The sequence below is a fragment of the Sphingobium sp. 22B genome, from assembly GCF_001580035.1.
Taxonomy (GTDB): domain Bacteria; phylum Pseudomonadota; class Alphaproteobacteria; order Sphingomonadales; family Sphingomonadaceae; genus Sphingobium; species Sphingobium fuliginis.
This window is the reverse complement of sequence record NZ_LTAB01000010.1, coordinates 1-21,378: the sequence shown is the minus strand read 5'-3', so window position 1 is coordinate 21,378 and position 21,378 is coordinate 1. Positions and strand designations below refer to the sequence as shown.

General features: G+C 60.3%; 27 protein-coding genes. 15 read left to right on the top strand and 12 right to left on the bottom strand.

Annotated features, from left to right (window positions below):
• The first annotated feature begins 3 nt into the window (after window positions 1–3).
• Window positions 4–681: an NUDIX hydrolase gene (locus A0J57_RS11120; RefSeq protein ID WP_201030936.1), complete on the top strand. Its 678-nt coding sequence runs from the start codon at window positions 4–6 to the stop codon at window positions 679–681.
• Window positions 682–847: 166 nt separating this feature from the next.
• On the opposite strand, the gene A0J57_RS11115 is transcribed toward A0J57_RS11120, so the two are convergent.
• Both A0J57_RS11115 and A0J57_RS11110 read right to left on the bottom strand, forming a co-directional pair.
• Window positions 848–1,288, bottom strand: a complete 441-nt coding sequence (locus A0J57_RS11115) for a DUF411 domain-containing protein (protein ID WP_061935581.1) — start codon at window positions 1,286–1,288, stop codon at window positions 848–850.
• A 108-nt stretch (window positions 1,289–1,396) separates the two neighbouring features.
• Window positions 1,397–2,095 carry an RNA polymerase sigma factor gene (locus A0J57_RS11110; RefSeq protein ID WP_061935813.1) on the bottom strand — a complete coding sequence of 233 codons (699 nt, stop codon included), beginning with the start codon at window positions 2,093–2,095 and terminating at the stop codon, window positions 1,397–1,399.
• 180 nt (window positions 2,096–2,275) lie between these two features.
• On the opposite strand from A0J57_RS11110, the gene A0J57_RS11105 reads away from it, so the two are divergent.
• Window positions 2,276–2,803, top strand: a complete 528-nt coding sequence (locus tag A0J57_RS11105; protein ID WP_061935578.1) for a DUF4142 domain-containing protein — start codon at window positions 2,276–2,278, stop codon at window positions 2,801–2,803.
• A 173-nt stretch (window positions 2,804–2,976) separates the two neighbouring features.
• Complete coding sequence (locus tag A0J57_RS26890; RefSeq protein WP_235600844.1) at window positions 2,977–3,144, top strand: hypothetical protein; 168 nt, start codon at window positions 2,977–2,979, stop codon at window positions 3,142–3,144.
• A gap of 109 nt (window positions 3,145–3,253) precedes the next feature.
• Here the strand turns inward: A0J57_RS26890 and A0J57_RS11095 are convergent, their stop codons facing one another.
• Window positions 3,254–5,293 carry a TonB-dependent siderophore receptor gene (locus tag A0J57_RS11095; protein WP_173664348.1) on the bottom strand — a complete coding sequence of 680 codons (2,040 nt, stop codon included), beginning with the start codon at window positions 5,291–5,293 and terminating at the stop codon, window positions 3,254–3,256.
• A gap of 261 nt (window positions 5,294–5,554) precedes the next feature.
• On the opposite strand from A0J57_RS11095, the gene A0J57_RS11090 reads away from it, so the two are divergent.
• The gene (locus A0J57_RS11090) at window positions 5,555–5,959 is read left to right on the top strand and encodes a glycine zipper 2TM domain-containing protein (protein WP_235600843.1); all 405 of its coding nucleotides are present in this window, start codon (window positions 5,555–5,557) and stop codon (window positions 5,957–5,959) included.
• A gap of 197 nt (window positions 5,960–6,156) precedes the next feature.
• Window positions 6,157–6,513, top strand: coding sequence for a hypothetical protein (locus tag A0J57_RS11085; protein ID WP_153017818.1), 357 nt, complete (start codon window positions 6,157–6,159; stop codon window positions 6,511–6,513).
• A 46-nt stretch (window positions 6,514–6,559) separates the two neighbouring features.
• Here the strand turns inward: A0J57_RS11085 and A0J57_RS11080 are convergent, their stop codons facing one another.
• Window positions 6,560–7,954: a HAMP domain-containing sensor histidine kinase gene (locus A0J57_RS11080; RefSeq protein WP_235600842.1), complete on the bottom strand. Its 1,395-nt coding sequence runs from the start codon at window positions 7,952–7,954 to the stop codon at window positions 6,560–6,562.
• 4 nt (window positions 7,955–7,958) lie between these two features.
• Window positions 7,959–8,636 (bottom strand): response regulator transcription factor, encoded by a 678-nt coding sequence (locus A0J57_RS11075; RefSeq protein WP_061935572.1) that lies wholly within the window; start codon window positions 8,634–8,636, stop codon window positions 7,959–7,961.
• A gap of 161 nt (window positions 8,637–8,797) precedes the next feature.
• On the opposite strand from A0J57_RS11075, the gene A0J57_RS11070 reads away from it, so the two are divergent.
• From A0J57_RS11070 to A0J57_RS11050, 5 genes are all read left to right on the top strand, one after another.
• Window positions 8,798–9,685, top strand: coding sequence for a DUF6662 family protein (locus A0J57_RS11070; RefSeq protein ID WP_061935569.1), 888 nt, complete (start codon window positions 8,798–8,800; stop codon window positions 9,683–9,685).
• Window positions 9,685–10,212, top strand: coding sequence for an FMN-binding protein (locus A0J57_RS11065; RefSeq protein ID WP_061935566.1), 528 nt, complete (start codon window positions 9,685–9,687; stop codon window positions 10,210–10,212). Before A0J57_RS11070 ends, A0J57_RS11065 begins: the two co-directional genes overlap by 1 nt.
• A complete protein-coding gene (locus tag A0J57_RS11060) occupies window positions 10,154–11,041 on the top strand; it encodes an FAD:protein FMN transferase (RefSeq protein WP_082718653.1) in 888 nt (295 codons plus the stop codon). The genes A0J57_RS11065 and A0J57_RS11060 overlap by 59 nt, the downstream gene beginning before the upstream one ends.
• Entirely contained in the window at window positions 11,041–11,496 is a 456-nt protein-coding gene (locus A0J57_RS11055; protein ID WP_061935561.1) for a hypothetical protein, read from the top strand. Before A0J57_RS11060 ends, A0J57_RS11055 begins: the two co-directional genes overlap by 1 nt.
• A 252-nt stretch (window positions 11,497–11,748) precedes the next feature.
• Window positions 11,749–13,251: a hypothetical protein gene (locus A0J57_RS11050; protein ID WP_064232647.1), complete on the top strand. Its 1,503-nt coding sequence runs from the start codon at window positions 11,749–11,751 to the stop codon at window positions 13,249–13,251.
• A gap of 106 nt (window positions 13,252–13,357) precedes the next feature.
• Here the strand turns inward: A0J57_RS11050 and A0J57_RS11045 are convergent, their stop codons facing one another.
• From A0J57_RS11045 to A0J57_RS25970, 4 genes are all read right to left on the bottom strand, one after another.
• Window positions 13,358–13,645 carry a DUF5676 family membrane protein gene (locus A0J57_RS11045; RefSeq protein ID WP_061935555.1) on the bottom strand — a complete coding sequence of 96 codons (288 nt, stop codon included), beginning with the start codon at window positions 13,643–13,645 and terminating at the stop codon, window positions 13,358–13,360.
• Between the two features lie 24 nt (window positions 13,646–13,669).
• Entirely contained in the window at window positions 13,670–14,326 is a 657-nt protein-coding gene (locus A0J57_RS11040) for an isoprenylcysteine carboxylmethyltransferase family protein (RefSeq protein ID WP_061935552.1), read from the bottom strand.
• Window positions 14,323–14,526, bottom strand: coding sequence for a DUF2933 domain-containing protein (locus A0J57_RS11035; protein WP_235600852.1), 204 nt, complete (start codon window positions 14,524–14,526; stop codon window positions 14,323–14,325). Before A0J57_RS11035 ends, A0J57_RS11040 begins: the two co-directional genes overlap by 4 nt.
• A gap of 70 nt (window positions 14,527–14,596) precedes the next feature.
• Window positions 14,597–14,947, bottom strand: a complete 351-nt coding sequence (locus tag A0J57_RS25970) for a hypothetical protein (protein ID WP_153017817.1) — start codon at window positions 14,945–14,947, stop codon at window positions 14,597–14,599.
• Between the two features lie 159 nt (window positions 14,948–15,106).
• Between A0J57_RS25970 and A0J57_RS11030 the strand changes: the two genes are divergently transcribed.
• The 4 genes from A0J57_RS11030 to copD all read left to right on the top strand — a co-directional run bounded on the left by A0J57_RS11030 (window position 15,107) and on the right by copD (window position 19,349).
• Window positions 15,107–17,440 carry a heavy metal translocating P-type ATPase gene (locus tag A0J57_RS11030; RefSeq protein ID WP_061935546.1) on the top strand — a complete coding sequence of 778 codons (2,334 nt, stop codon included), beginning with the start codon at window positions 15,107–15,109 and terminating at the stop codon, window positions 17,438–17,440.
• A 187-nt stretch (window positions 17,441–17,627) separates the two neighbouring features.
• The gene (locus A0J57_RS25965; RefSeq protein ID WP_153017816.1) at window positions 17,628–17,990 is read left to right on the top strand and encodes a hypothetical protein; all 363 of its coding nucleotides are present in this window, start codon (window positions 17,628–17,630) and stop codon (window positions 17,988–17,990) included.
• Window positions 17,991–18,059: 69 nt separating this feature from the next.
• Window positions 18,060–18,434 (top strand): copper homeostasis periplasmic binding protein CopC, encoded by a 375-nt coding sequence (gene copC, locus A0J57_RS11020; RefSeq protein ID WP_061935540.1) that lies wholly within the window; start codon window positions 18,060–18,062, stop codon window positions 18,432–18,434.
• Window positions 18,435–19,349 carry a copper homeostasis membrane protein CopD gene (copD, locus tag A0J57_RS11015; RefSeq protein ID WP_061935537.1) on the top strand — a complete coding sequence of 305 codons (915 nt, stop codon included), beginning with the start codon at window positions 18,435–18,437 and terminating at the stop codon, window positions 19,347–19,349.
• Between the two features lie 365 nt (window positions 19,350–19,714).
• On the opposite strand, the gene A0J57_RS11010 is transcribed toward copD, so the two are convergent.
• Entirely contained in the window at window positions 19,715–20,125 is a 411-nt protein-coding gene (locus A0J57_RS11010; protein WP_153017815.1) for a hypothetical protein, read from the bottom strand.
• A gap of 32 nt (window positions 20,126–20,157) precedes the next feature.
• On the opposite strand from A0J57_RS11010, the gene A0J57_RS11005 reads away from it, so the two are divergent.
• Window positions 20,158–20,352 carry a hypothetical protein gene (locus tag A0J57_RS11005; protein WP_061935531.1) on the top strand — a complete coding sequence of 65 codons (195 nt, stop codon included), beginning with the start codon at window positions 20,158–20,160 and terminating at the stop codon, window positions 20,350–20,352.
• Between the two features lie 160 nt (window positions 20,353–20,512).
• On the opposite strand, the gene A0J57_RS11000 is transcribed toward A0J57_RS11005, so the two are convergent.
• On the bottom strand, window positions 20,513–20,929 hold the full coding sequence (locus A0J57_RS11000) for a hypothetical protein (RefSeq protein ID WP_061935526.1): 417 nt from the start codon (window positions 20,927–20,929) through the stop codon (window positions 20,513–20,515).
• A 218-nt stretch (window positions 20,930–21,147) separates the two neighbouring features.
• Window positions 21,148–21,279 (bottom strand): hypothetical protein, encoded by a 132-nt coding sequence (locus A0J57_RS27160; RefSeq protein ID WP_268873886.1) that lies wholly within the window; start codon window positions 21,277–21,279, stop codon window positions 21,148–21,150.
• Window positions 21,280–21,378: the final 99 nt, after the last annotated feature.

The window sequence follows — 21,378 nt, the reverse complement described above, 5'->3', positions numbered from 1 at the left end:
AAGATGCAGTTTATGATTCCGTCGTTCGAAAAGCCGATCCTGACTGTCGACATCGTTCCGCTCACATTGAACGAAGGCCGATTATGCGTGCTGCGGGCCCGGCGAGGCGCGGACCCTTTCGCCGAGCGCCAGGCCTTGATTGGCGGCTATGTCCATGTCGGTGAGGACAGCCATTTGGGCGATACGGCGCGACGGGTACTCAGCACGAAGGCGGGACTCACCGATCTCTATGTCGAACAGCTCTCAACTTTCTCCGGCGCGGATCGCGATCCACGGGGATGGTCGGCCAGCGTCGCCTATTTTTCATTATCCCCCCGCGATCGACTGGAGCCTGCGTTGAAGATCGAGGGACTGGAACTCAAGCCAGTGGAAGTGGCCGGGGGGATGCCCTTCGACCATGACAGCATCCTTGCTGCCGCGGTCGCGCGTCTGCGGGGCAAGGGCGCCTATTCCGATCTGCCTGCGCGTTTCCTGGGGCCGACGTTCACCCTCGCGGAATTACACGGCGTCTATGAAATTGTCCTGGATGAAAAGCTTAACATCGACGCCTTTCGGAGGAAGGTGATCGAACGAGGTTTTCTGGAAGAAACCGGAGAAAAGCGTCGCGAACCCGGGGCCAATCGTCCCTCCCTTCTCTACCGGCTCAGAAAAGGCCATTCCGTCTTCGACCGTCGTGTCTGAATACCGCACATCGGCCCGATCTTCCTTTCAGACCATTAGCACGATGCCGGCCGCTGAACGGCTTAGTTTGGCCGATTCCTGCTGGTCGGCTTAGGGAATAATTTTTGTAGCAAGCTGCCGTTTGCAGCACAGGTGAATAAGTGGGCGACCGTTGAATTCGAGTTCGTCAGTGCCGCGCGAAGACGCGGGTCCCAGCCGGTCCAAAGGCCAGGACATCATAATGCTGGGCAGGCTGGCCCGGCACGTCCATGCCCGGAGAACCCATGGGCATACCGGCCACGGCAAGTCCCGCTATCCCGCGAGGACGCTGCGCCAGAAGCCGCTTCATATCGACAGTCGGCACATGACCTTCGAAGATCAGACCATCTACGATCGCCGTGTGACAGGAGGAGAGTTTGGCCGGCACCTTCCGCGCGGTCTGGAAGGCTTGCCGTTTGGCATCGTCGATCAGGATGAGCTTTCGGCCGAAAGCGGCGCGGACCTGCGCTGCCCATTGTTCGCAGCAGCTGCAGCCGGAATCGCGATGCACGACGATCGGCGTGACTGCCAGAGCAGCCGCCGGAATGGCAAGCGCCCATGCTGCCGCGATCGCCCTGAAAAGCGTCATGTCTCTTACTCCTCTTGCTTCCCCGCATTGAGCCGACAGATTCCATTATGCAAGGATCGATCTTCTCCCTTGCAAATCCGAACAGAAACGTCGCTGTGCGATACGCGATCAATCCGACGCGTCGACCCGATTGCCGAGTGTCGCCAACACTTTTTGGGTAAGGGCAGAGCAATCGCTTCCCGCAAAGGGGAATGCGCCGGCCAGACTCGCTTGCAATTCCGGAGCGAGCGCCTCACGCAAGCGGCGCCGCGCGCGAAGTAGCCGCGTCTTCACTGTCGCGGACGGGATGGCCATGGCATGCGCCACTTCCTCGATCGACATGCCCTCCACCTCACGCAGGACGAAGACCAGTCGAAACTCGGATGGCAAGGACGCGATTGCCCTCTCCAGCATCTCGCGCATCTGGCTACGGGCGAGGGCTGCCTCGGGGCCTTGATCGATCGATCCGCGCATGAGCTGTTCCCGATAGGTTTCAAGGTCCGCCACAGACTCCGCGTCGAGACGGGCGCTCCGTCGCGCGACCGCCCGGGCTCGACCAAGCGCTTCGTTGATGACGATCCGTGTCAGCCAGGTCGACAGCGAAGCGCGTGCTTCGAAACTGCCGATAGCGCCCAAAGCGCTGACATAAGCGCTTTGGACCGCATCCTCCGCCTCGGCACGGTTGCCCAATATACTCCACGCGGCGCGGAACAAGCGCTGGTTGTTGCGCTCCGTCATCAGCCGGACAGCCATGGGGTCAAGTGAAGCAATCCTTCGGGCCAATTCACCGTCGGGGAGACTGGCAATGTCTTCGGCAAGGTTGGTCATGATCCTTCCTGACTGGGCGGCGCTGAACGGCAACGCGGGCAACATCTGCTGTCAGCCCATTGGATACCGGGATCGCTCAAAGGTTCCTCATTGTCACCCCGCGCGGGAACTTTCTCTGCCGCCTAGCATCAAAGGCTCGGAACCGCGGCGCTGTGCCAGCGGAAAATTCGGGATAGGACCATGTCTGGAAAGATCGCTCTCGTGGCTTCAGCCGCCCTGCTCGCGCTAACGGCGGCTGCGCCTCCAAAGGAAAGCGCACCTATCAACGACGCGCAGATCGCCCATATCGCCTACACGGCCGGCACCATCGACATCAGTGCCGGCAAACAGGCACTGGCGAAATCGAAAAACAAGACGGTCCGGGCCTTCGCGCAGGAAATGGTACGCGATCATAGTGCGGTGAACGATCAGGCGCTGGCGCTCGTCAAGAAGCTCGGCGTGACCCCGCAGGATAATGCGACCAGCGCCTCACTCAGCAAAGCTGCGGCTGAAAAGGCGAAGACGCTGGGGCAGTTGAATGGCTCGGCATTCGACCGTGCCTATATCGCGAATGAGGTGGCTTATCATCGCACAGTCAACGGCGCGTTGCGTGGCACGCTGATTCCCGGAGCCCAAAATGCCGAACTGAAATCGCTGCTCCAGACCGGCCTCAAACTGTTCGGTGAACATCAGATGCACGCCCAACATCTGGCGGCTCGTCTGAAATGAGGATGTGCAAAATCACGGCGGCGCTCCGTTGCGCCGTCGTGCTGGCAGTCGCTTTACCCATGTTGGGGGGCGTTGCCACGGCGCGATCCCCCCGGACCTACACTATTGTGATGGACACGATGGCGTTTGGAGCCGTTCCGGCAGAACTGCACAGGGGAGACACTATCCGATGGGTGAACCGGGACCTGTTCCGCCACAGCGCCAGCGCAAAGGATCGCAGCTTCGATATCGATCTGATGCCGGGCCACAGCGCAATCATGGCGTTGAAGCGTCCCGGTACGATCGCTTTTTCTTGCAAATATCATCCCGGGATGAAAGGAACGCTCAAGGTCGCTCCCTGATGGCTGACCGATCAAGACTGCGCCGGAGGACCAGACGCCGGACGATGCGTATCCTGCCTCCCGCGACAAGTAACGGCGCCCCCGCTTGAGGAGGCGCCGCATGTGCAGATCAGTTCTTCCCACCCATGAAGTTATAACGCAGCGTCACCATCGCAGCACGCGGCGCTCCGGGCAGGTTGAGGTTGGCGCTCGTTCCATGTCCCGACACGATATAATGCTTGTCGAAGATGTTGGTGACGTTGACCTGCGCGGTGATCGGACCCAGCCTATACCAGGCCATCGCGTCCATGGTGATATAGCTCGGCAAGGTAACGGTGTTGAGCGGGTCAGCGAAGCGGTCGCTCACATAATTGCCGCCAGCGCCGAGGCCGAAGCGCTGCCCGAAATCTTTGGCGATCCAGGCATTGGCGGCATGGCGCGGGGTGATTGTCGCGCGCTTGCCCAGTAGGCGGACATCAGCGGAGTCCACCACCTTCGCGTTGAGATAGGCATAACCGAGAATGGCCCGCCAGCCATTGTCCAGATTCACCGTGCCCGACATTTCGATCCCGCGCGTGCGCTGCACGCCAATGGGGATCAGGACCGTCGGCGCGACCGGATTGGCTGCCTTGATCCCCGAACGGCGCAGGTTGAACGCAGAGATGCTGGTGGCAATCTTGCCGTCGAGGAAGCTGAACTTGGCCCCGACCTCCTTGTTCTCGGTCTTTTCCGGCGCGATGTCGGCATTGTTCGCCGCGATCGAGAAAGCTTCGCCGGAGGGCTGAAAGGACCGGCTCCAGGACAGATAATAGGATTGGCTTTCCGTCGGCTGCCAGACCAGGCCAGCGCGCGGGCTGCCCTTGGTGTCGGTGCGGCTCAGGTCGGAACGGCCCGGCAGATGATCATCAGTCGACTGCCTGAACCTGTCGTAGCGCGCGCCCACCAGCGCCTTCAGATGCGCACCGATCGATACCAGATCCTGCACATAATAGCCCAGCGTGTCGAAAGTACCGCGATTGTCGGTCGCAAGCGTCCCGTTGCTCGTGATGACGGGCAGGACGGGGTTGAACAGATCGACCGTGGCGATTCCATTGCGCGAGAAGGTCCGGATATCCTTGATCTGCCGTCCGACCTCGACACCGAAGAGCAGCTGATGCTCCATGCCACCAAGGCGGACCTTGCGCGTCAGTTCCAGCTGGTCGAACCAGCCATGCTCGTTGCGATCTAGCGCCGAGCGATTGAGCGACGCCGTGCGCGCCACCTCATTGACTGAGCCGACCAGCGTGTTCTGCCGGTCAAGGCGATAGTCATAGTAGCGCAAGGCATTGCGGATACTGGTGTCTTCGTCGATCGTGTGGGTCAACGTCACCGTGCCCGAATAGACCCGCGACTGGCTATAATCGTCCTTCCGTGCATTGGCCGAACCATAATAGGTGGAACGCGGCACATCGACCGGGCGGCCTTGAAAGGCGGGGATGCCGAAATCGGTTACGCGCCGATCGCGCAGATAATCGCCCTGCACCAGCAGCTGCGTCCGTTCACCCAGCTTCAGCGCAACCGATGGCGCGATCGCTTCACGCCGCAGAAATTGCTGGCTGCGGTAGCTGTCGGCGCGTTCGACCGCGCCCGTCAGGCGGTAAGCCGCGATGCTGTCATCCGGCGCAAGCCCAATATCCGCTTCAGCGCGGCGATCATCCCAGCTGCCATAGCTGACGCCGATTTCGCCCAGGTTGACGCCCGGTTTCTTGGTCACGCGGTTGATAAGGCCGCCGGATGAACCTCGCCCAAACAGGACTGACGCTGGCCCTTTGATCACTTCCACCCGCTCGATGTTCGATAGGTCGCGGAAGTAGAGCGCGTCATCGCGCAGGCCGTCTACAAACTGATCGGCGATGGCGGAAAAGCCGCGGATCGACACCTGGTCGCGCTGGCCGTCGCCATGTGAAAAACCGACGCCCGGCACATTTTTCAGCACATCCTGAAGAGACAAGGCGCGCTGGTCGCGGATAACTGCTTCTGTCACGACATCGACCGTCTGCGGAATGTCTTTCAGAGGCACATCGATCTTCAATGCGCTGACCTTTTTCGGCGCATAATCCAGGCGGTCTGCCGTAACGATGATGTCCGAGCCGGTTGTGTCTTCTGCATAGGCCTGGGCAGACAACGCCATCGCGGCAAGTCCCACGGATGCTCGCAGGGTAGCCTGCAAAACCCGAGGAAACACTGACTTTTCCTGAACCATTCGACCTCCTGCTGATACATTCTGCGACATATGTGCTATTGCGAGGCGGTCGCATAAAAGCCCTTCCCTTGCCTGTCAATGCGGATTTCCGGTCATCGCTTGCCGACTTAACTGTTCAGAAACGGGTCAGATTCGTGTCGCAATAAGCCCCCTGTGGAGACGGAAATCGTCTGTGGAGGAGATGAAAAAGTGAAACGGAACCCCTTGCTGGCCTTGTCGCTGGCTGCATCGATACTCGCGGGCCTGCCAACCGCGGCCCATGCCGATCATGGCGGGCGTAGTTGGTATCGCTATGAAGAATATCGTCATGATGACGATGATGATGACGACGACGATCGTCCACGTTACCGCCGCAGCTATTATGAGGAACGGGAATATCGTCGCCCGCATTATGAACCTCGGCGCTATTATCGCGGTGAACGGCGTCACCGCTGCGGCGGCAGCGGGACGACCGGCCTGATCCTCGGCGGTGCGGCGGGCGCGCTATTGGGACGCTCAGTCGATCGCTATGGGGACCGGGCGCCGGGCACCATCATTGGCGCGGGCGCAGGCGCGCTGCTCGGCCGGGAAGTCGATCGCAATTCCGGTTGCTGATCGACCCGATCAAGCTGGAACGCATCTGAATATTCTCCCGTGGCGGGAGCCTATCGGGGCGTGGACAAACAATCCACGCCCCTTTTTTGGGTTAGCCGGGCAGTCGCGGAATTCAGACCGCGTTCAGTGGGCCTGTGGTCCAATGACATCATAGCCCGGCCGCGAGGAGCGAACGGGACAAATGCAGGAGACTGGAGATGAAAATGCTCCGTAACGCGGCCCTCGGTATGGCGCTGATAGCGTCGATGCCGATCAGCGCCACGCCTGCCGAAGCACGTGACCACTACCGCCATTATTCCCGTCATTATGACAATGACGCGGCTGTCGCATTGAGCGCAGGCATAGTGGGCCTTGCTATCGGTGCGGCGATAGCGTCGGATCGACCGCGCTCTTATTATGACGACGATTATTATTATCGCGAAAGATATTATCACCCACATTACCGGTCATATTATTACTATGATAGCTATCCGCGCTATTATGACAGGCGCTGGTATCGCTATAATGACCATCATTGGCGTCACCATCACCACGACGATGACGACGACGATTGATACAGGCAGCGATGATGATCGTCGAAGGCCGGCCCGCCAATTAGCCTTACGGTTTATTGGCGAGGTCTGGCCCTATCGGTAACCGGATTTCGATGGTTAGACCGGTCGCTGCGGGCACGACCCGCGCTTCTCCCCGATGGGCAGCCGCAATGGCGGCTACCATATTGAGACCAAGGCCATAGCCTGTTGTCGACCGGCTGCTGTCGAGCCGGACAAACCTCTCGAAAATCCATTCGTGATCCTCATCCGCTATGCCCGGGCCATCATCGCCAACGATAAGCGCCAGCCATTCACCACGCGCTTCCGTGGAGATCGCGGCGCTCGTGCCCGGTGGCGTATGCGCCAGCACATTATCCAGCAAATTGGCCAGGCATCTTTGAATGAGTTGCCTGTCCCCGAGAATCCTAGCCGGCGCGATCATCAGCGTGAGTGACATCGCCGCCTGTTCGAAGGCCGGGTGAAAAGCCTCGGCAATTTCTTCGATAAGTTCATCCAGTTCGATCATCTGGAAACGGCTGCGCACCGTCTGGCCTTCGATTTCGGATATGGCCAGGATCGAGGAAAACAGATCGAGCAGATCGTCGGCTTCGCGCATCGCCGCCACGAGTTTCTCCTGCTGGCCGGCCTCCGTTGCCATTCGTTCCGCCGCTTCCAGCCGCCCGCGCAGACGGCTGAGCGGGGTTCGCAGATCATGGGCAATATCGCTGGAAACCTGCTTGAGGTTGTTCATCAGCACCTGAATGCGATTCAGCATGGCGTTGAGGATCATGGCCAACCGGTCGAACTCCTCAGCTGAGCCGTCCAGCGGCATGCGGCGAGACAGATCGCCTGCCATGATCGCTTCCGCTGAATCCTCGATCGTTGAGAGCCGGCTCCTGACCAAGCGGCCCAATCCGATCACCGCAGCAGTGCCCACGGTCAGGATCAGGATGAAGGCGCCCAGGAACAACCCCAGCAGTTTCATGTCCATCTGATCGACAATGGCCCGGTCAGCCGCGACAATGAGATGGCCCCCTCCAGGCAATGGCGTGTTGATGGCCTGCGCCAAGGCGGGCGTCCCGTCGGGCGCATGGAAGGGAACAAATTCGCTCCATCCCGTCGGCGGCACCATGGCAGCAAGCGATCCAGCTCGACGTCGACCCAATGCATCGGTCACGATATAACCCATGCTCCGGCCCTTGATGTCGGCGCCTTCCAGATAGCTGACGTCTTCCGGGCCGGCACGATGGTCAAGCGTGTTGACCAGATCAACCAGTCCGGCAAAGCCATGATGCCTGTGATGAGCGAGCAAGGCATCGGCTTCGATCCTGATCCGCTGGTTGATTTGGCATTCGATCTCCTCGTGGACGAACCGAAAGGTGGTCAATCCGAGCAAGGCGATAATAAGGCCCGAAATGATCGCAACGCCCAGTGACAATCCCTTGATCGAGCGGGGCAGCAATCTATCAGGCACGCGAAGCGATCATATAGCCTGAGCCGCGCACGGTGCGGATCGCGTCATCCGAAAAACCTTCGTTGAGCTTGGCCCGGAGCCTGCTCATATGGGTTTCGACGATGTTAGTCTTTGGATCGAAACCGAAATTCCAGACACGATCAAGCAACATCGTCCGGGTGACAACCCGGTCGGCGTTGCGCAGCAATTGTTCAAGCAGGCTGAATTCTCGCGGTTGAAGGTCGATGATCCGATCATCACGGCGCACTTCCCGGCGCAGCAGGTTCATGCTGATGCCGCCTGCCTCCAGCACGGTAGCGGTTGCGCAGGAAGGAAGGCGCCGCCCGAGGGCATTCACCCGGGCCGCCAGTTCCACAAAGGCGAAGGGTTTTACGAGATAGTCGTCCGCCCCGGCTTCCAACCCATCGACGCGATCCTCGATGGACGCCATGGCGGTCAGCAACATGGCTGGCGTCTGGCATCCCTGAGCGCGCACCATGCGCAAGAGCGAGAGGCCATCCAGATCGGGCAGCATCCGGTCGAGCAGCAGGACATCAAAACCAGCTGTCGGAATGACGCCCAACGCCTGCCGCCCGTTGGGGAAGCATTGGACCTGATGTCCCAACTCCTGGAGACCGCGCGCGACATAGGCGCATGATTCCAGATCATCCTCCACGAGCAGAATCTTCATCGCCCGCTCTCACCTCGGCCGGGGTGACCAGGCCGGGATGAAGCCCTGATTACCATTTCCATACAGTTTCCCAATGTTTCCATTCTGTGCTGGACCGACCTTACAGCAAGCCGCTAACGGCGCAAATGAGAACTGTTAGCAATTGCAAGTGAGGGGCGCATATGACAAGAAACGGGATAATCATTGGGCTTGCGGGGGCGGTCGCCGCTTCTTCGACGCCAGCCATCGCCGGTGAACCGCTGTTCGGCTATGTCTATACGACGGACGTCATGCCCAAGGACAAGACCGAGATTGAACAATGGGTTACGTTGCGCGAGGATCAGGCCAACGGCCATTTCCACGACGTCAAGCTCCGCACCGAGGTGGAGCATGGGATCACGGACAATTTCCAAATCTCCGGCTATCTGAACTCGAGCTACATCTCTGCCAATCGCAATAGCGTCAACGGCACGACGGAAGGACTCGACATCCCGCCGGCGCATGATTCGGCGCGGCCATATAATAAATTCCGCTTCGACACTGTATCGGCCGAAATGATCTGGCGGGTGATGAGTCCCTATAAGAAGCCTTTTGGCCTGGCCTTCTATGTCGAACCGGAGATTGGTCCGCATGAGCGCGCGATCGAACTGAAGGTCATCGCGCAAAAGAATTTCCTCGATGACCGGCTGGTGCTGGCCGCCAACGCCTTTGTCGAGTTCGAGCATGAGCATCAGGACGGAGAGACCGAAAAGGCAACGCAGCTGGAATTCGATGCCGGCGCTTCCTATCGCTTCCGCCCGAACTGGTCCTTTGGTCTTGAGTATCGCAACCATAATGAGTTTGTCGGCTACACGCTCGGTCACGGCAGTCAGGAGCACACGGCCCACTTCGTCGGACCGAACATCCATTATGCCAATCAGAAGTGGTTCTTCACCCTCTCCGCGCTCTACCAGATCCATGCCAAGGGCTATAATGACGAGCAGCGGGACAATATCGCCAATGGCCGCATCTATGGCGATGAGCATACCCGTTGGGACGGCATCCGCCTGAAGGTCGGGAGGGTGTTCTGATGTCGGCCTGCCGTCTATCCTTGCTGGCTCTGGTTCCGGTGGCGCTGATCGCGCCCCCGGCCCACGCCGCCACTTATCTCACCCTCGCGCAGGCCCAGGCGTTGATGTTCCCCGGCGAAACGCTGACGCCTGCCTTCCAGGCGCTCAACAGCACGCAGGTGGCGGCAATCCGCAAAGCCAGCGGCGTATCACCGCTCAATCGGCAACTCAAAGCCTGGCGCGCAACCCGTGGCGGCTGGCTGATTGTCGATCAGGTTGTCGGCAAGCATGAGTTCATCACCTTCGCCGTCGCGCTCGATGCGTCCGGCGCGGTGCGCTCGGTCGAGATCATGGATTATCGCGAAAGCTATGGCGATCAGGTGCGCAATCCCAAATGGCGTGCCCAGTTCGTCGGCAAGCGGAACGGGGCTGCATTGCAACTCGACAAGGATATCAAGAACATCTCGGGCGCAACACTATCCTGTCGGCATGTCACCGACGGGGTCAAGCGGCTGCTGGCGACCTATGCCATCGTCCTTGCAGGATAAGGTCGTCACCCGTTGCCAGCCGTGGCTGGGAACCTTTGTCGAGATCAGCGTCGGCCAAGCGGATATCGATGCGGTTGATGCCGCGTTCCGGGCAATCGCGCACATCCATGCGCGAATGTCCTTCCATAGCGCCGATAGCGACCTGGCGCGGCTTCGCGCCGCCGATCCGGGCGAAATCGTCGCGGTGGACGAAGAGACGGTGGCAGTCCTGCGGATGGCGATCACGCTTCATGAAGCAAGCGACGGCCTGTTCGATGTTGCGGTCGGGAGGGCGCTGGTTCGCTCCCGCTTTCTGCCACGCGACGGTATAGCCCATCTCAGCCGCTTTGCAGGAACGACCGCTGATATTGAGATCGTCGATGATCGACATATCCAATGCGGGAAGCGACTGCTGATCGACCTTGGCGGTATCGCCAAAGGACATGCCGTCGACCGTGCGGTGGCAGCTTTGCAGGCTGCTGGCGTCCAATCGGGCCTGGTGAATGCCAGTGGCGATCTGCGCGCTTTCGGTCCACGCAAGTGGCAGGTACAACTGCGCGATGCGGATGATGTGGCGCGCCACGCGCTCACCATTCGCGATTGCGCCATGGCAAGTTCCGCCAACCTGCTTGACCGGCACATGATCCGGGGGATGCAACACAGCCCGCACATCGGGCGGAACGGTATCCCCTCGCTTGTCGATCATCGCGTGACCGTGCTGGCCAGCCAATGCGCCATTGCCGACGCGCTGACCAAGATCGCCATGGTCGATGCCGACCTCGCCGACAGGATATTGGCGCTGCACGATGGCTATGTCCTGCGCCCGTCCATGATGAGGGAGGCGACCTGATGCCTCATCGTCGTACAGCCCGTCTTGCCAAATGGCAGCTTGCTCTCCTGACCACCAGCGGTCTGGGCCTCTGGTTGAGCGGAATCTGCTGGCTCCTGCTCCATTATTTCGGGCAGATCGAGGGCGATTTCGGTCCAGAGGTCAATCCCGCCGAACCCTGGATGATGAAGGTTCACGGGCTATTCCTGATCGCCGCGCTCCTGGGGATTGGGGGCATGTTCGTGGCCCATATTCCGAAGGGTTGGCCGCAGCGGCATCAGCGCTTCGCAGGAATCGCCCTCAGCGTCATTCTCGGCTTCATGATCCTCAGCGGATATATGCTCTACTATGTCGGATCGGAGGATGTTCGGGCCTGGACAGGTGTCGTCCATTGGTCAGTGGGCCTTTCGCTGCCAATCATCTTTGCATGGCATTATCCGAACGCCCGGCGTGCCCGTAAACGAAAGCATAAATGAGCTGTGTGATTTTCGACCGGGATCAGCAGCTCTCAGCCCACTCCGGTTCATAACCAATGCACGCGACCAGTTTACTACCGAGGACATCGGCACGTTCCGGGCACGAGATGCCGGCTACCCGACGAAATATCTTGGCGGGAGAAGCACCGTCGATCCGTCCGATCCGTTCCGACGAGTCATGCGTTACCCTTGCAGGTGTGTGCCTTGGCGCACGACCACGAGACGTGTTCGCCACGCCTATTGGGGAATGATATGTCGATCAGAAGCCTACTCGTCGCTACTGCGCTCGGCGCACCTGCCGCAGCCTTCGCCCAGACCATGCCCGGCATGGACATGGGCGAACATCAGCGCCAGGCAGAACCGCCCGTAGAGTCCAAACCGGCGCCGGCGCCCCCTGCTTCCCAGGGGACTGCGGAACTACTGCCCACTGATCTCCATACCGAGATAAACCACGGCACCGAGCACGGCACCGCCCGAAATCCTGCCAGCGATGATGCGATGCCTGGCATGGATAGCGATGACATGAACCACGGCTCGATGCCCGGAATGAACCATACCGGCATGGACATGAAAGGCATGAAAGGTGCGCTTGGCGGCTACGGCATGATGCGCGATGCCTCCGGCACCGCCTGGCAACCCGATAGTTCACCAATGTGGGCGATCATGGGCAAGACCGGCGCCTGGTCAACGATGGCCCATGGTTTCGTCACGCTCATCCACGACAATCAGGGCGGGCCGCGCGGCGACAGCAAGACGTTTTCGACTTCGATGCTGATGGGGATGGCGCAGCGCACGCTCGGCGCTGGCACGCTCACGCTACGTGCGATGGGCAGCCTCGACCCGCTCATGGGCAAGAGCGGCTACCCGCTGCTACTCGCCACGGGCGAGACGGCGGACGGCCGCACCGAGTTGATCGACCGTCAGCACCCGCACGACGCGTTTATGGAACTGGCTGCCACCTACAGCTATCCACTCGGGCAGGACCTGTCGGGCTTCATCTACCTTGGCTTGCCCGGCGAGCCCGCACTCGGACCAGCGACCTACATGCACCGCTTCTCAGGCATGACCAATCCGGAGGCCCCGATCTCCCACCACTGGCTCGACAGCACCCATGTCACCTTCGGCGTCGCGACCGCTGGCCTGATCTACAGGGGACTGAAGCTGGAAGGGTCGATCTTCACGGGGCGCGAGCCTGACGAGCATCGCTGGGACATTGAGCGCCCTCGCATGGACAGCTGGTCCGTTCGCGCGACGGTGAACCCGACCGCCAACCTGTCCCTGCAGGCAAGCCATGGGTTCCTGAAAAGCCCTGAGGGGCTGCACCCGGAGGAGAATGTGCGCCGTACTTCGGCATCCATCACCTGGAACCTGCCGCTGGGTGAGAACCGCAACTGGCAATCAACCCTTGCATGGGGACAGAATGATCCCTCGGGGAACGAGCACGGCCACAGGACCGATGCATTCCTGCTCGATAGTGCGGTGCAGCTCGGTCGCTGGACCGTCTTCGGGCGCGCGGAGAATGTCGACAAGGACGAGCTGTTTGGCGACGTCCACCAGGGCGATTCACTCTCCGGTCGGGTCTTCAATGTCAGCAAGTTCAGCCTGGGTGGCTATCATTCGGTGCGGCTGGGCAAGGTGGCACTCGACCTTGGCGGCCTTGTCAGCAAATATGATCTGCCGCGCGACATTCAGCCCCGCTATGGATCAAACCCGACCAGTTTCATGCTGTTCACGCGCCTGCGCATCACAGGCTGAAAACTTCAGACCCACTTGCGCGTTCCATATCTCCATAGTTAGCGGCTACGTCGGCCGACCGGCGGTCTTGGTAATTACGCAGGCGGAATGCTGGCGCCTTCGGACATTATCTGCCCCGTCGCCGCGACAGCAGAAAATTATAGATCGAACCGAACACGAGAGCGACATACCATCCCCAGGCGACGCTTTCCGCCAGACCTGTCCAAAAGCTCCTCCAGGTCAGGAGACGGAAGCCCGGAAGGAAGATCGCCAGGGCAGAGTGCTCGATAGGCAGGTTTGGCAGCAGCTTATAGCCTGCGATGCATAATATATAGGACAGCGCCAGGAACAGGCTGAGCGCGAGGCCCAGCGTCGCTATGGGGACCGGCCCTGATGCGCGCTTTTCATGATCCATCGCAGCCTCCTTCGGTCTGCTGCTTCAGTGACGGTTAGAGACAGCGCCTCCCAGCCGGGGAAGGAAGGCCGGCACGCGCACCATATAGTCGCGATACTCCTGCCCGAATGCGGCGATGGCGTCGATTTCCTCATGCCGGGCGAGCCGGACATACATGACGACCAGAACAGGGAACATCGCCAGCGTCAGCAGTGTCGGCCATTGCAGCAGGAAACCGAGCATGATGAGGATGAAGCCGTCATATTGAGGATGGCGCACGCGGCCGTAGATGCCAGTCGTGACCAAGCGGTGCTGGCGCTGAGCTGTGTGCAAAGCATTCCAGCCGACCGAGATCAGCCAGAAGCCGGCTCCGATCAGTATGAAGCTTCCGAAGTGGAAGGGGCCGAAATGCGGATTGACCTTCCAGCCGAACATCATCTCCAGCAGATGCCCCGCATCGTGAGAGAACCAATCGACATTGGGATAGCGCGACTGAAGCCAGCCGGAGAGCAGATAGATCGTCAGCGGAAATCCGTACATCTCCGCGAACAGCGCGATCAGGAAAGCGCTGAACGCGCCGAAACTGCGCCAGTCACGCTTGGTTTCGGGTTTGAAGAAACTGAAGGCGAACAGGATAAAAACGGCCGCGTTGACGAATGCGATGCCCCAAAGTCCATAACCAGACTGGTTTGTGTGCGTCATGGCCGGTCTCCGGCAATGGGGGAGTCAGTGGCGATGGCAGGCTGGCTTCCGGAGGCATCGTGTTCGCCATGACCATGGCGGCCGTGGCCGTGATGCATGAAGAGGTGCATAAGCGGACAGGCGAGCAGCAGCAAATAGGGCAGAACGCCGAACAGATGCGCCCGGTGTTCCGACAGCAGGAAAAAGCCGACGATCACCATGAAGCCAATCAGGACGATTCTCGAACGAAATATCCTCTGGCGTGATCGCTCTGCCATGGTGGTGATCCCTTCAGTTGTGCTTGTGATTATTCTGCGGAGCGGCATGGTCCTGCGACGGGTTCATCGTGCCGTCCTTCATCATATCCGCCCCCATCGCCTTGTCCGTGGCCGCACCGTGATCGGCGCTTTCCTTGCCCATCATCGGGCAACAGTCGTGGCGATGCTTGCTGTGCCTTGGAGGCTTCGACACGTTCGTAGCGGGTTTGCCCGGCACTGTTGCTTGCACGGCAGGCTGGTGATCCGCATGCGGATCTACCTGCTCGGCAAGTGCGGGAGCAGCTGTCATGACCAGCAAGAACGTCCCGATCTTGACCGCACACCGCATCTTCGTGTCCTCCGAATGTTGAGATGCAGCGAGCATCGACCCTCAGTCATGCAGGCGATATAGGTATAGTACCGTAGCGCGTCCCCAGTCCGACCAACCTACTTCAGGCATTCATACGACCCAACGGGTCGTCCATGGCCTATCCGTACCCACGCGACGTCAAGGACAGAAACGAAGATCAGATGAGGAACTGAGATGGACCATGCCCGTCACGATCACCACGCCCCGATGGTGGAGCAGGACGTGCGTGATCCCGTCTGCGGTATGACGGTCGATCCGCATGACACCACGCATCACGCCGAGCATGGCGGCATGATCTTCTATTTCTGTAGCAGCAAATGCGAGGCAAAGTTCGCGGCCGATCCCCTGCGCTATGCTGGCAAAACGCCCTCCATCCCGATCAAGGCGCCAGAAGGCACGATCTGGACCTGCCCAATGCATCCGGAAGTGCGGCAGGATCATCCCGGCGCCTGTCCGATCTGCGGCATGGCGCTCGAACCGGAAATGGCGCGCACGGAGAGCGGCCCCAGTCCTGAACTGACGGACATGACACGCCGGTTCTGGATTGGCCTCATTCTCACATTTCCCGTGCTGGTACTGGAAATGGGCGGCCACCTGTTTCCAGCGCTCCATCATCTCGTGCCCATGCCGGTTTCGATAGGGATCCAGCTAATGCTGGCAACGCCCGTCGTGCTGTGGGCGGGATGGCCGTTTTTCGAGCGTGGCTGGAGCTCGGTCACAAACCGCAGCCTCAACATGTTCACCCTGATAGCCATGGGTACCGGTGTCGCATGGGCTTACAGTATGGTCGCCGCGCTGGCCCCAGGGCTATTCCCTCCAGCCTTCCGCAACGGCGACGGCACGGTGGCTGTGTATTTCGAGGCCGCAGCGGTGATCACTGTCCTTGTCCTGCTCGGCCAGCTGCTCGAATTGCGCGCCCGCGAACGAACATCAGGCGCGATAAAGGCACTGCTCCGCCTTGCCCCCAAGACGGCCCGCCGTCTGCTCGCAAATGGGGAGGACGAGGAAGTCAGCCTCGATCTCGTCGGCGTCGGTGACCGACTGCGGGTGCGACCGGGCGAAAAGGTGCCCGTCGACGGCACGGTCGAGGACGGACGTTCATCACTCGACGAGTCCATGGTGACGGGAGAATCCATGCCGGTCACCAAGGCCAGGGGTGACACCGTCATCGGCGGCACGCTCAACCAGACCGGCGCGCTTGTTGTCATGGCCACCAAGGTCGGCCGCGACACGATGCTGGCCCGCATCGTACAGATGGTTGCCGAGGCGCAGCGTTCGCGCGCGCCGATCCAGCGTATGGCCGATCAGGTTTCGGGGTGGTTCGTACCGGTCGTCATCGCCATCGCCCTACTTGCTTTCGCCGGTTGGGGCATCTGGGGACCCGAACCCCGCTTCGCCTACGGGCTCGTCGCGGCTGTCGCCGTGCTCATTATCGCCTGCCCCTGCGCGCTGGGTCTGGCGACTCCGATGTCGATCATGGTGGGCGTCGGCCGGGGCGCGGGCCTTGGCGTACTCATCAAGAATGCCGAGGCCCTGGAGCATATGGAGAAAATCGACACACTGGTCGTCGACAAGACCGGGACACTCACCGAAGGACGTCCCGCCGTGACCGCCATTGTGCCGGCGGAAAGCCATGTGGAGGCCGACGTGCTCCGCTTCGCCGCCTCGGTCGAACGGGCTTCGGAGCATCCGCTCGCTACCGCCATCGTCGAAGCCGCCCGCAGCCGGTCGATAGCCTTGCCGGAGGTCAGCGAGTTCGATTCTCCGACCGGGCGCGGCGCGACGGGCATCGTTGAAGGCCATCGGATCGTGCTGGGCAATGCGCGATTTCTTGGTGACGAGGGCATCAACACCAGTGCGCTCGCCGGGTCCGCGGACGATCTACGTCGCGACGGCGCAACCGCAATCTTCGTTGGCATCGATGGCGAGGCGGCAGGCATTATCGCCATCGCAGATCCCGTCAAGCCAACGACCCCGGAAGCATTGGCCGCACTGCGCGACGAAGGAATCCGCGTGGTGATGCTGACGGGCGACAACAAGACCACGGCGCAGGCGGTGGCGGCGAGGCTGGGCATTGACGAGGTCGAGGCGGAAGTGCTGCCCGATCAGAAGAGCGCGGTGATCGCCAGGCTCAAGAGCGAAGGCCGGGTGGTCGCCATGGCGGGCGATGGCGTGAACGACGCTCCCGCCCTGGCCGCCGCCGACGTCGGCATTGCCATGGGGTCCGGAACGGACGTCGCTATCGAGAGCGCCGGCGTGACGCTGCTCAAGGGCGATCTCAACGGCATCGTTCGCGCGCGCCTCCTCAGTCGGGCGACCATGTCGAACATTCGGCAAAACCTCGTCTTCGCGTTCATCTACAACGCGGCGGGTGTCCCGATCGCGGCGGGTCTGCTCTACCCGCTGTTTGGTATCCTGCTTTCACCTATGATTGCAGCGGCGGCGATGGCGCTTTCATCGGTCAGTGTCGTCACCAATGCCCTCAGGCTGAACAGGCAGTCTTTATAGACATCGGCATGCGTCGCGTCAGTTTGAGTCGCCACTGACCGTTCGGATGGCTCATCGACAGCGTCGGAAGGGGGCATTCGCAATGGGTTCGGCGAGCAAATCTCCTGACGGAATCCTGACTGCGGCATTCACAGCGCATTCAACGCCAGCGGCCTATTTCAGGTCTCACTCTGGAAGGAGAGGTAGAATGCGTAAACTTGGCTTGATGGCGGCGGCCTCGTTCCTGGCTCTGGGCGTTACCGCCCCCGCAATGGCCCACCCGACTGGCGGTTGGGCACAGTCGCAGCATGACGACGACCACGACCAGATCGATCAACAGCATGATGACGAACACGATTATCTGGGAGAAGTGCATCGTGAGGCGCATGAAGAGGGCTTGACCTCCTGGGAGCATCGGCAGCTCCATCGTGACTTGAAACGCGAGCACAGGCGCGAACATCGGGAGCTCGACCGCGAGCACCGTTGGGAACATCGGGAAAACGGTTGGAATCCCTCATATTATGGATGGGGTGCGCCGCGTTATCGCTACTATCGTTATTACGGCTATTAATCCCGACCGAATATAGCGTTCCCGTTAAAGGCAGCCTCGTGGGACAATTGGCAGATCAAGGAGTATGTCGTGCAACGTTCTTCCTTTCTTCTCGGGGCGGCTGTCGTTGGTGGCCTTGTATTAGCCGCTCCAGCACAGGCCCATCCACGGCTGATTGCATCTAACCCGGCTAACGGTACGACAGTCGGCAACGTGAGTTCGGTCCGACTGAAGTTCAGCGAAAAACTCGTCCCCGCGTTTACTCGCGCAGAGTTGATCATGACGGGCATGCGAAACCATCGACCTATGAAGGTGCCTGCACGCAGGACGGTGCTTAAGGATGGCCGCACAATGGTGGTGACAAGCCCTGTCAAGCTGCAAGCAGGCCGCTATCGGCTCGATTGGCATGCTGTCTCGACGGACACGCATCACATCGACGGTCAGGTGAGCTTCGCAGTTCGCTAAATGGGCGACCTACCCGCCGCAGCAATCCGCTTTGCAATCTATGCTGATCTGCTGGGGTTGTTTGGGCTTGCGGCCTTTTTGTGGTTGGCCCTGGGTCGGAGTGAGCGGCACCGCGCGTTCGGATTTCCACCTCCGCGCGTCTTTCTTCTGCTGGTCGTTGGCGCCATCCTGCTTTCAGGATTGGGCCTTATGGCCGTGACGGCGCAGATGAGTGGAACAGCGATCGCCGGCGTCGATCTTTCGTCGATCAGGGTCGTGCTCTTCGAGACATCGTTAGGGACTTCGTGGATCGCACGGATTGCAGCTCTGGTTTTGGCCCTTAGCTGCACCCTGACGCCTCGTCCCATTTGGCCGGGGATCGTGATCTCCTCCGGTGTGGCGCTGGCGACTCTCGCTTGGGTCGGGCATGGCGTCATGCACGAGGGTCCCGAAGGCTGGGTGCACCTGGGCGCCGACATCCTCCATCTTATCGCCGCAGCCGGGTGGTTTGGCTCGCTCGTGGGATTCCTGCTGCTGCTCGCCGCGTCCCGGACGGAGCCCGAACTGCTGCACGTCGCGCATCGCGCGCTCAAGGGCTTCGCAACAATCGGGACCGGCCTTGTCTTCACGATCATCCTGACCGGCCTGATCAACGCCTGGTTCACCGTTGGTATCGGATTTGTCGGTAGGCTGCTCACCAGCGGCTATAGCATTCTGCTTCTGGCCAAGCTCGCGCTGGTCATGATGATGCTCGCTCTGGCTTCCATCAACCGCTTTCGCTTCACACCGGCTCTGGGACGGTCCTTCGCGATTGGCCACGCCGACGACGCGCGCAAGACGCTCTGGATCAGCGTTCTAGCGGAGGCGATGCTCGGGGTCGTGGTTCTCGCCGTCGTAGCTTGGCTAGGGCTGTTGGAGTCGCCTATGTCCACATGATGTGCGGAGCCTGAAATAATTTGCGATGCTATCAGTCATATACAATACTTTCACGGCCCTCCGGACAGGCAGTGTTGTCGAAGCAGCTCTACTGGCGAACATCAGAACTGAATAGCGCCGCTGTCCGCAGACCATCCTTTGGCTGAGAAATTTCTTCGGCTATTCTTGGTTATGGCTTCAGATATACTAAGCCGAATTTGCTCGGTTTAAGGACGTCAGCACGATCATTTATTGATTTTCATGCGGACCGCAAATTTCTTCGTCAGGAACATGTAAGAACATCTAGTGTTCACTGCTGGCAGGCTTGCCTGCAGTGCGACCCAAACTGCGCCCGCCTCCTGTCAGGGAGGCGGGGCTTTTTCATCTTACTTCGGCGAAACGGACGACTGGCGGTCGATCACCGGCTTCTCACCCTTTTCCTTGTAGATGGACATGGAGCGCGAACGCACCTGGCCATCCTTACGGACATGAGTGTTCGTCATGGAGCGAGCTCGCTCGTCGTCGTCGCGCGCTGTGGCCGTAGACCGCTGACGCGCCATGTTTTCATTGAATTTGGCGCGAGAGTCCGTGCTGGCCGTGCCACCGTCTGCAGCTGTGGCCGTCCCGCCGCCGGAAATGCCGACGCTATTGGCATCGGTCGTGCCCGAGCCATAGGTGCCTGCGGACACGTCTCCGCTGGTGGGCGTCGAAGATTGCGACCCAGCCTGGGTCTGGGCGGTAGCGGTACCCGCCGCCAGGACGGCTACCGCCGTCAATGTGAAAAATGTTCGTTTCATCTTTAGCTCCATTTCAGCGGCGCTCGTCGACGATGATCCTGCATCCCTCTGCATCGCGCGTGACCGTTACCGAGCGTCCATCGCTGCTCGATGAAGCCGATGCGCTTGCCGAGGATCGGGGATCGCTCGAAGACGCGCTGGAACTGCGCGAAGACGAGGCCGAAACATGGGTTGATGATCGTCCCGATCCTGATGACGTAGCGGAGGCCGATGCGCCTGCGCCCTGATCGACAACGACCGACGTTTCAATCCGCCCGTCCGGGTAGATATGTGTCTTTCGGCATGTGTCATCGGGCGAAGAAGTTGCGGCTGCCGCGATTATCATGAGACCATAGATCATGACGCCTCTCCAGGGGACGACATCGCCGTCCCCCTCATATCAGAGGATTAGCGCGGATTGGTGGAGTCGGCTGTCGAATCCCCGTAAACCTCGCCGGTCGAACCATTGCGGTCAGTCGATCCGTAGGCGTCGATCGACGTCGACGTGCTCTGCGACCCCGTTCCGCTGGCCGAACCGCCTGCGGTCACGCCGCCAGTTGCGCGATTCTTGTCCGTATAAATGGTGCCCGACCCATAGGTAGAAGCCGAATTGGAGGTAGCGCTATCGCGACGATCCTCGCGCTTGTGCCGCTTGCCGTCATGCTTGCGCGCGGCCTTGTCATTGGTTCCTGCGGTCGCGCCACCAGCGATCGAACCGTCCGGGGTGGACGCAGAAACGCCGCCGCCCGCCGTGGTTTGCGCATAGGCGCTCGTTCCCAGCAGACCAGCTGCGGCCAGTGAAGCGATGATCAGTCGGCTACGCATGATTGTCTCTCCTCGTTATTGCTACTCACCGATTTGCCTCCAGGTGTTCCATGAGGCTCCGAGGTAGCGTCTGGCGTGCTGGTAAGTTCAACGGCCGGTCGCAGCATTTCTCAGTTCATCGCTTATAAACAAGAGATTAACGCGATCGTATTGCGAGGTTCATATAGAAAAAGCCCTTCGCTTTCACGAAGGGCCTTCCACGTCGACGGCGGTAATTGTTACTTCTCGCCGTTGTCGCGCACGCCTACCGTGGGAACGTCGATTTCTTCCTTCTTGGTTCCAACGACTACTTCTTTAGAGTCCACGTCGACCTTTGGAACTTCGCCGCCTTTAACGCTGACCTCCGGCATGTCAGAGGTGGCCTGGCAAAACTGGACAGTGAGCTAAGTGGATTTTCTGCCTGACGGCGGCCAGGATGGCCGCGAGACAGGAGCAGAGATGAGCAAACG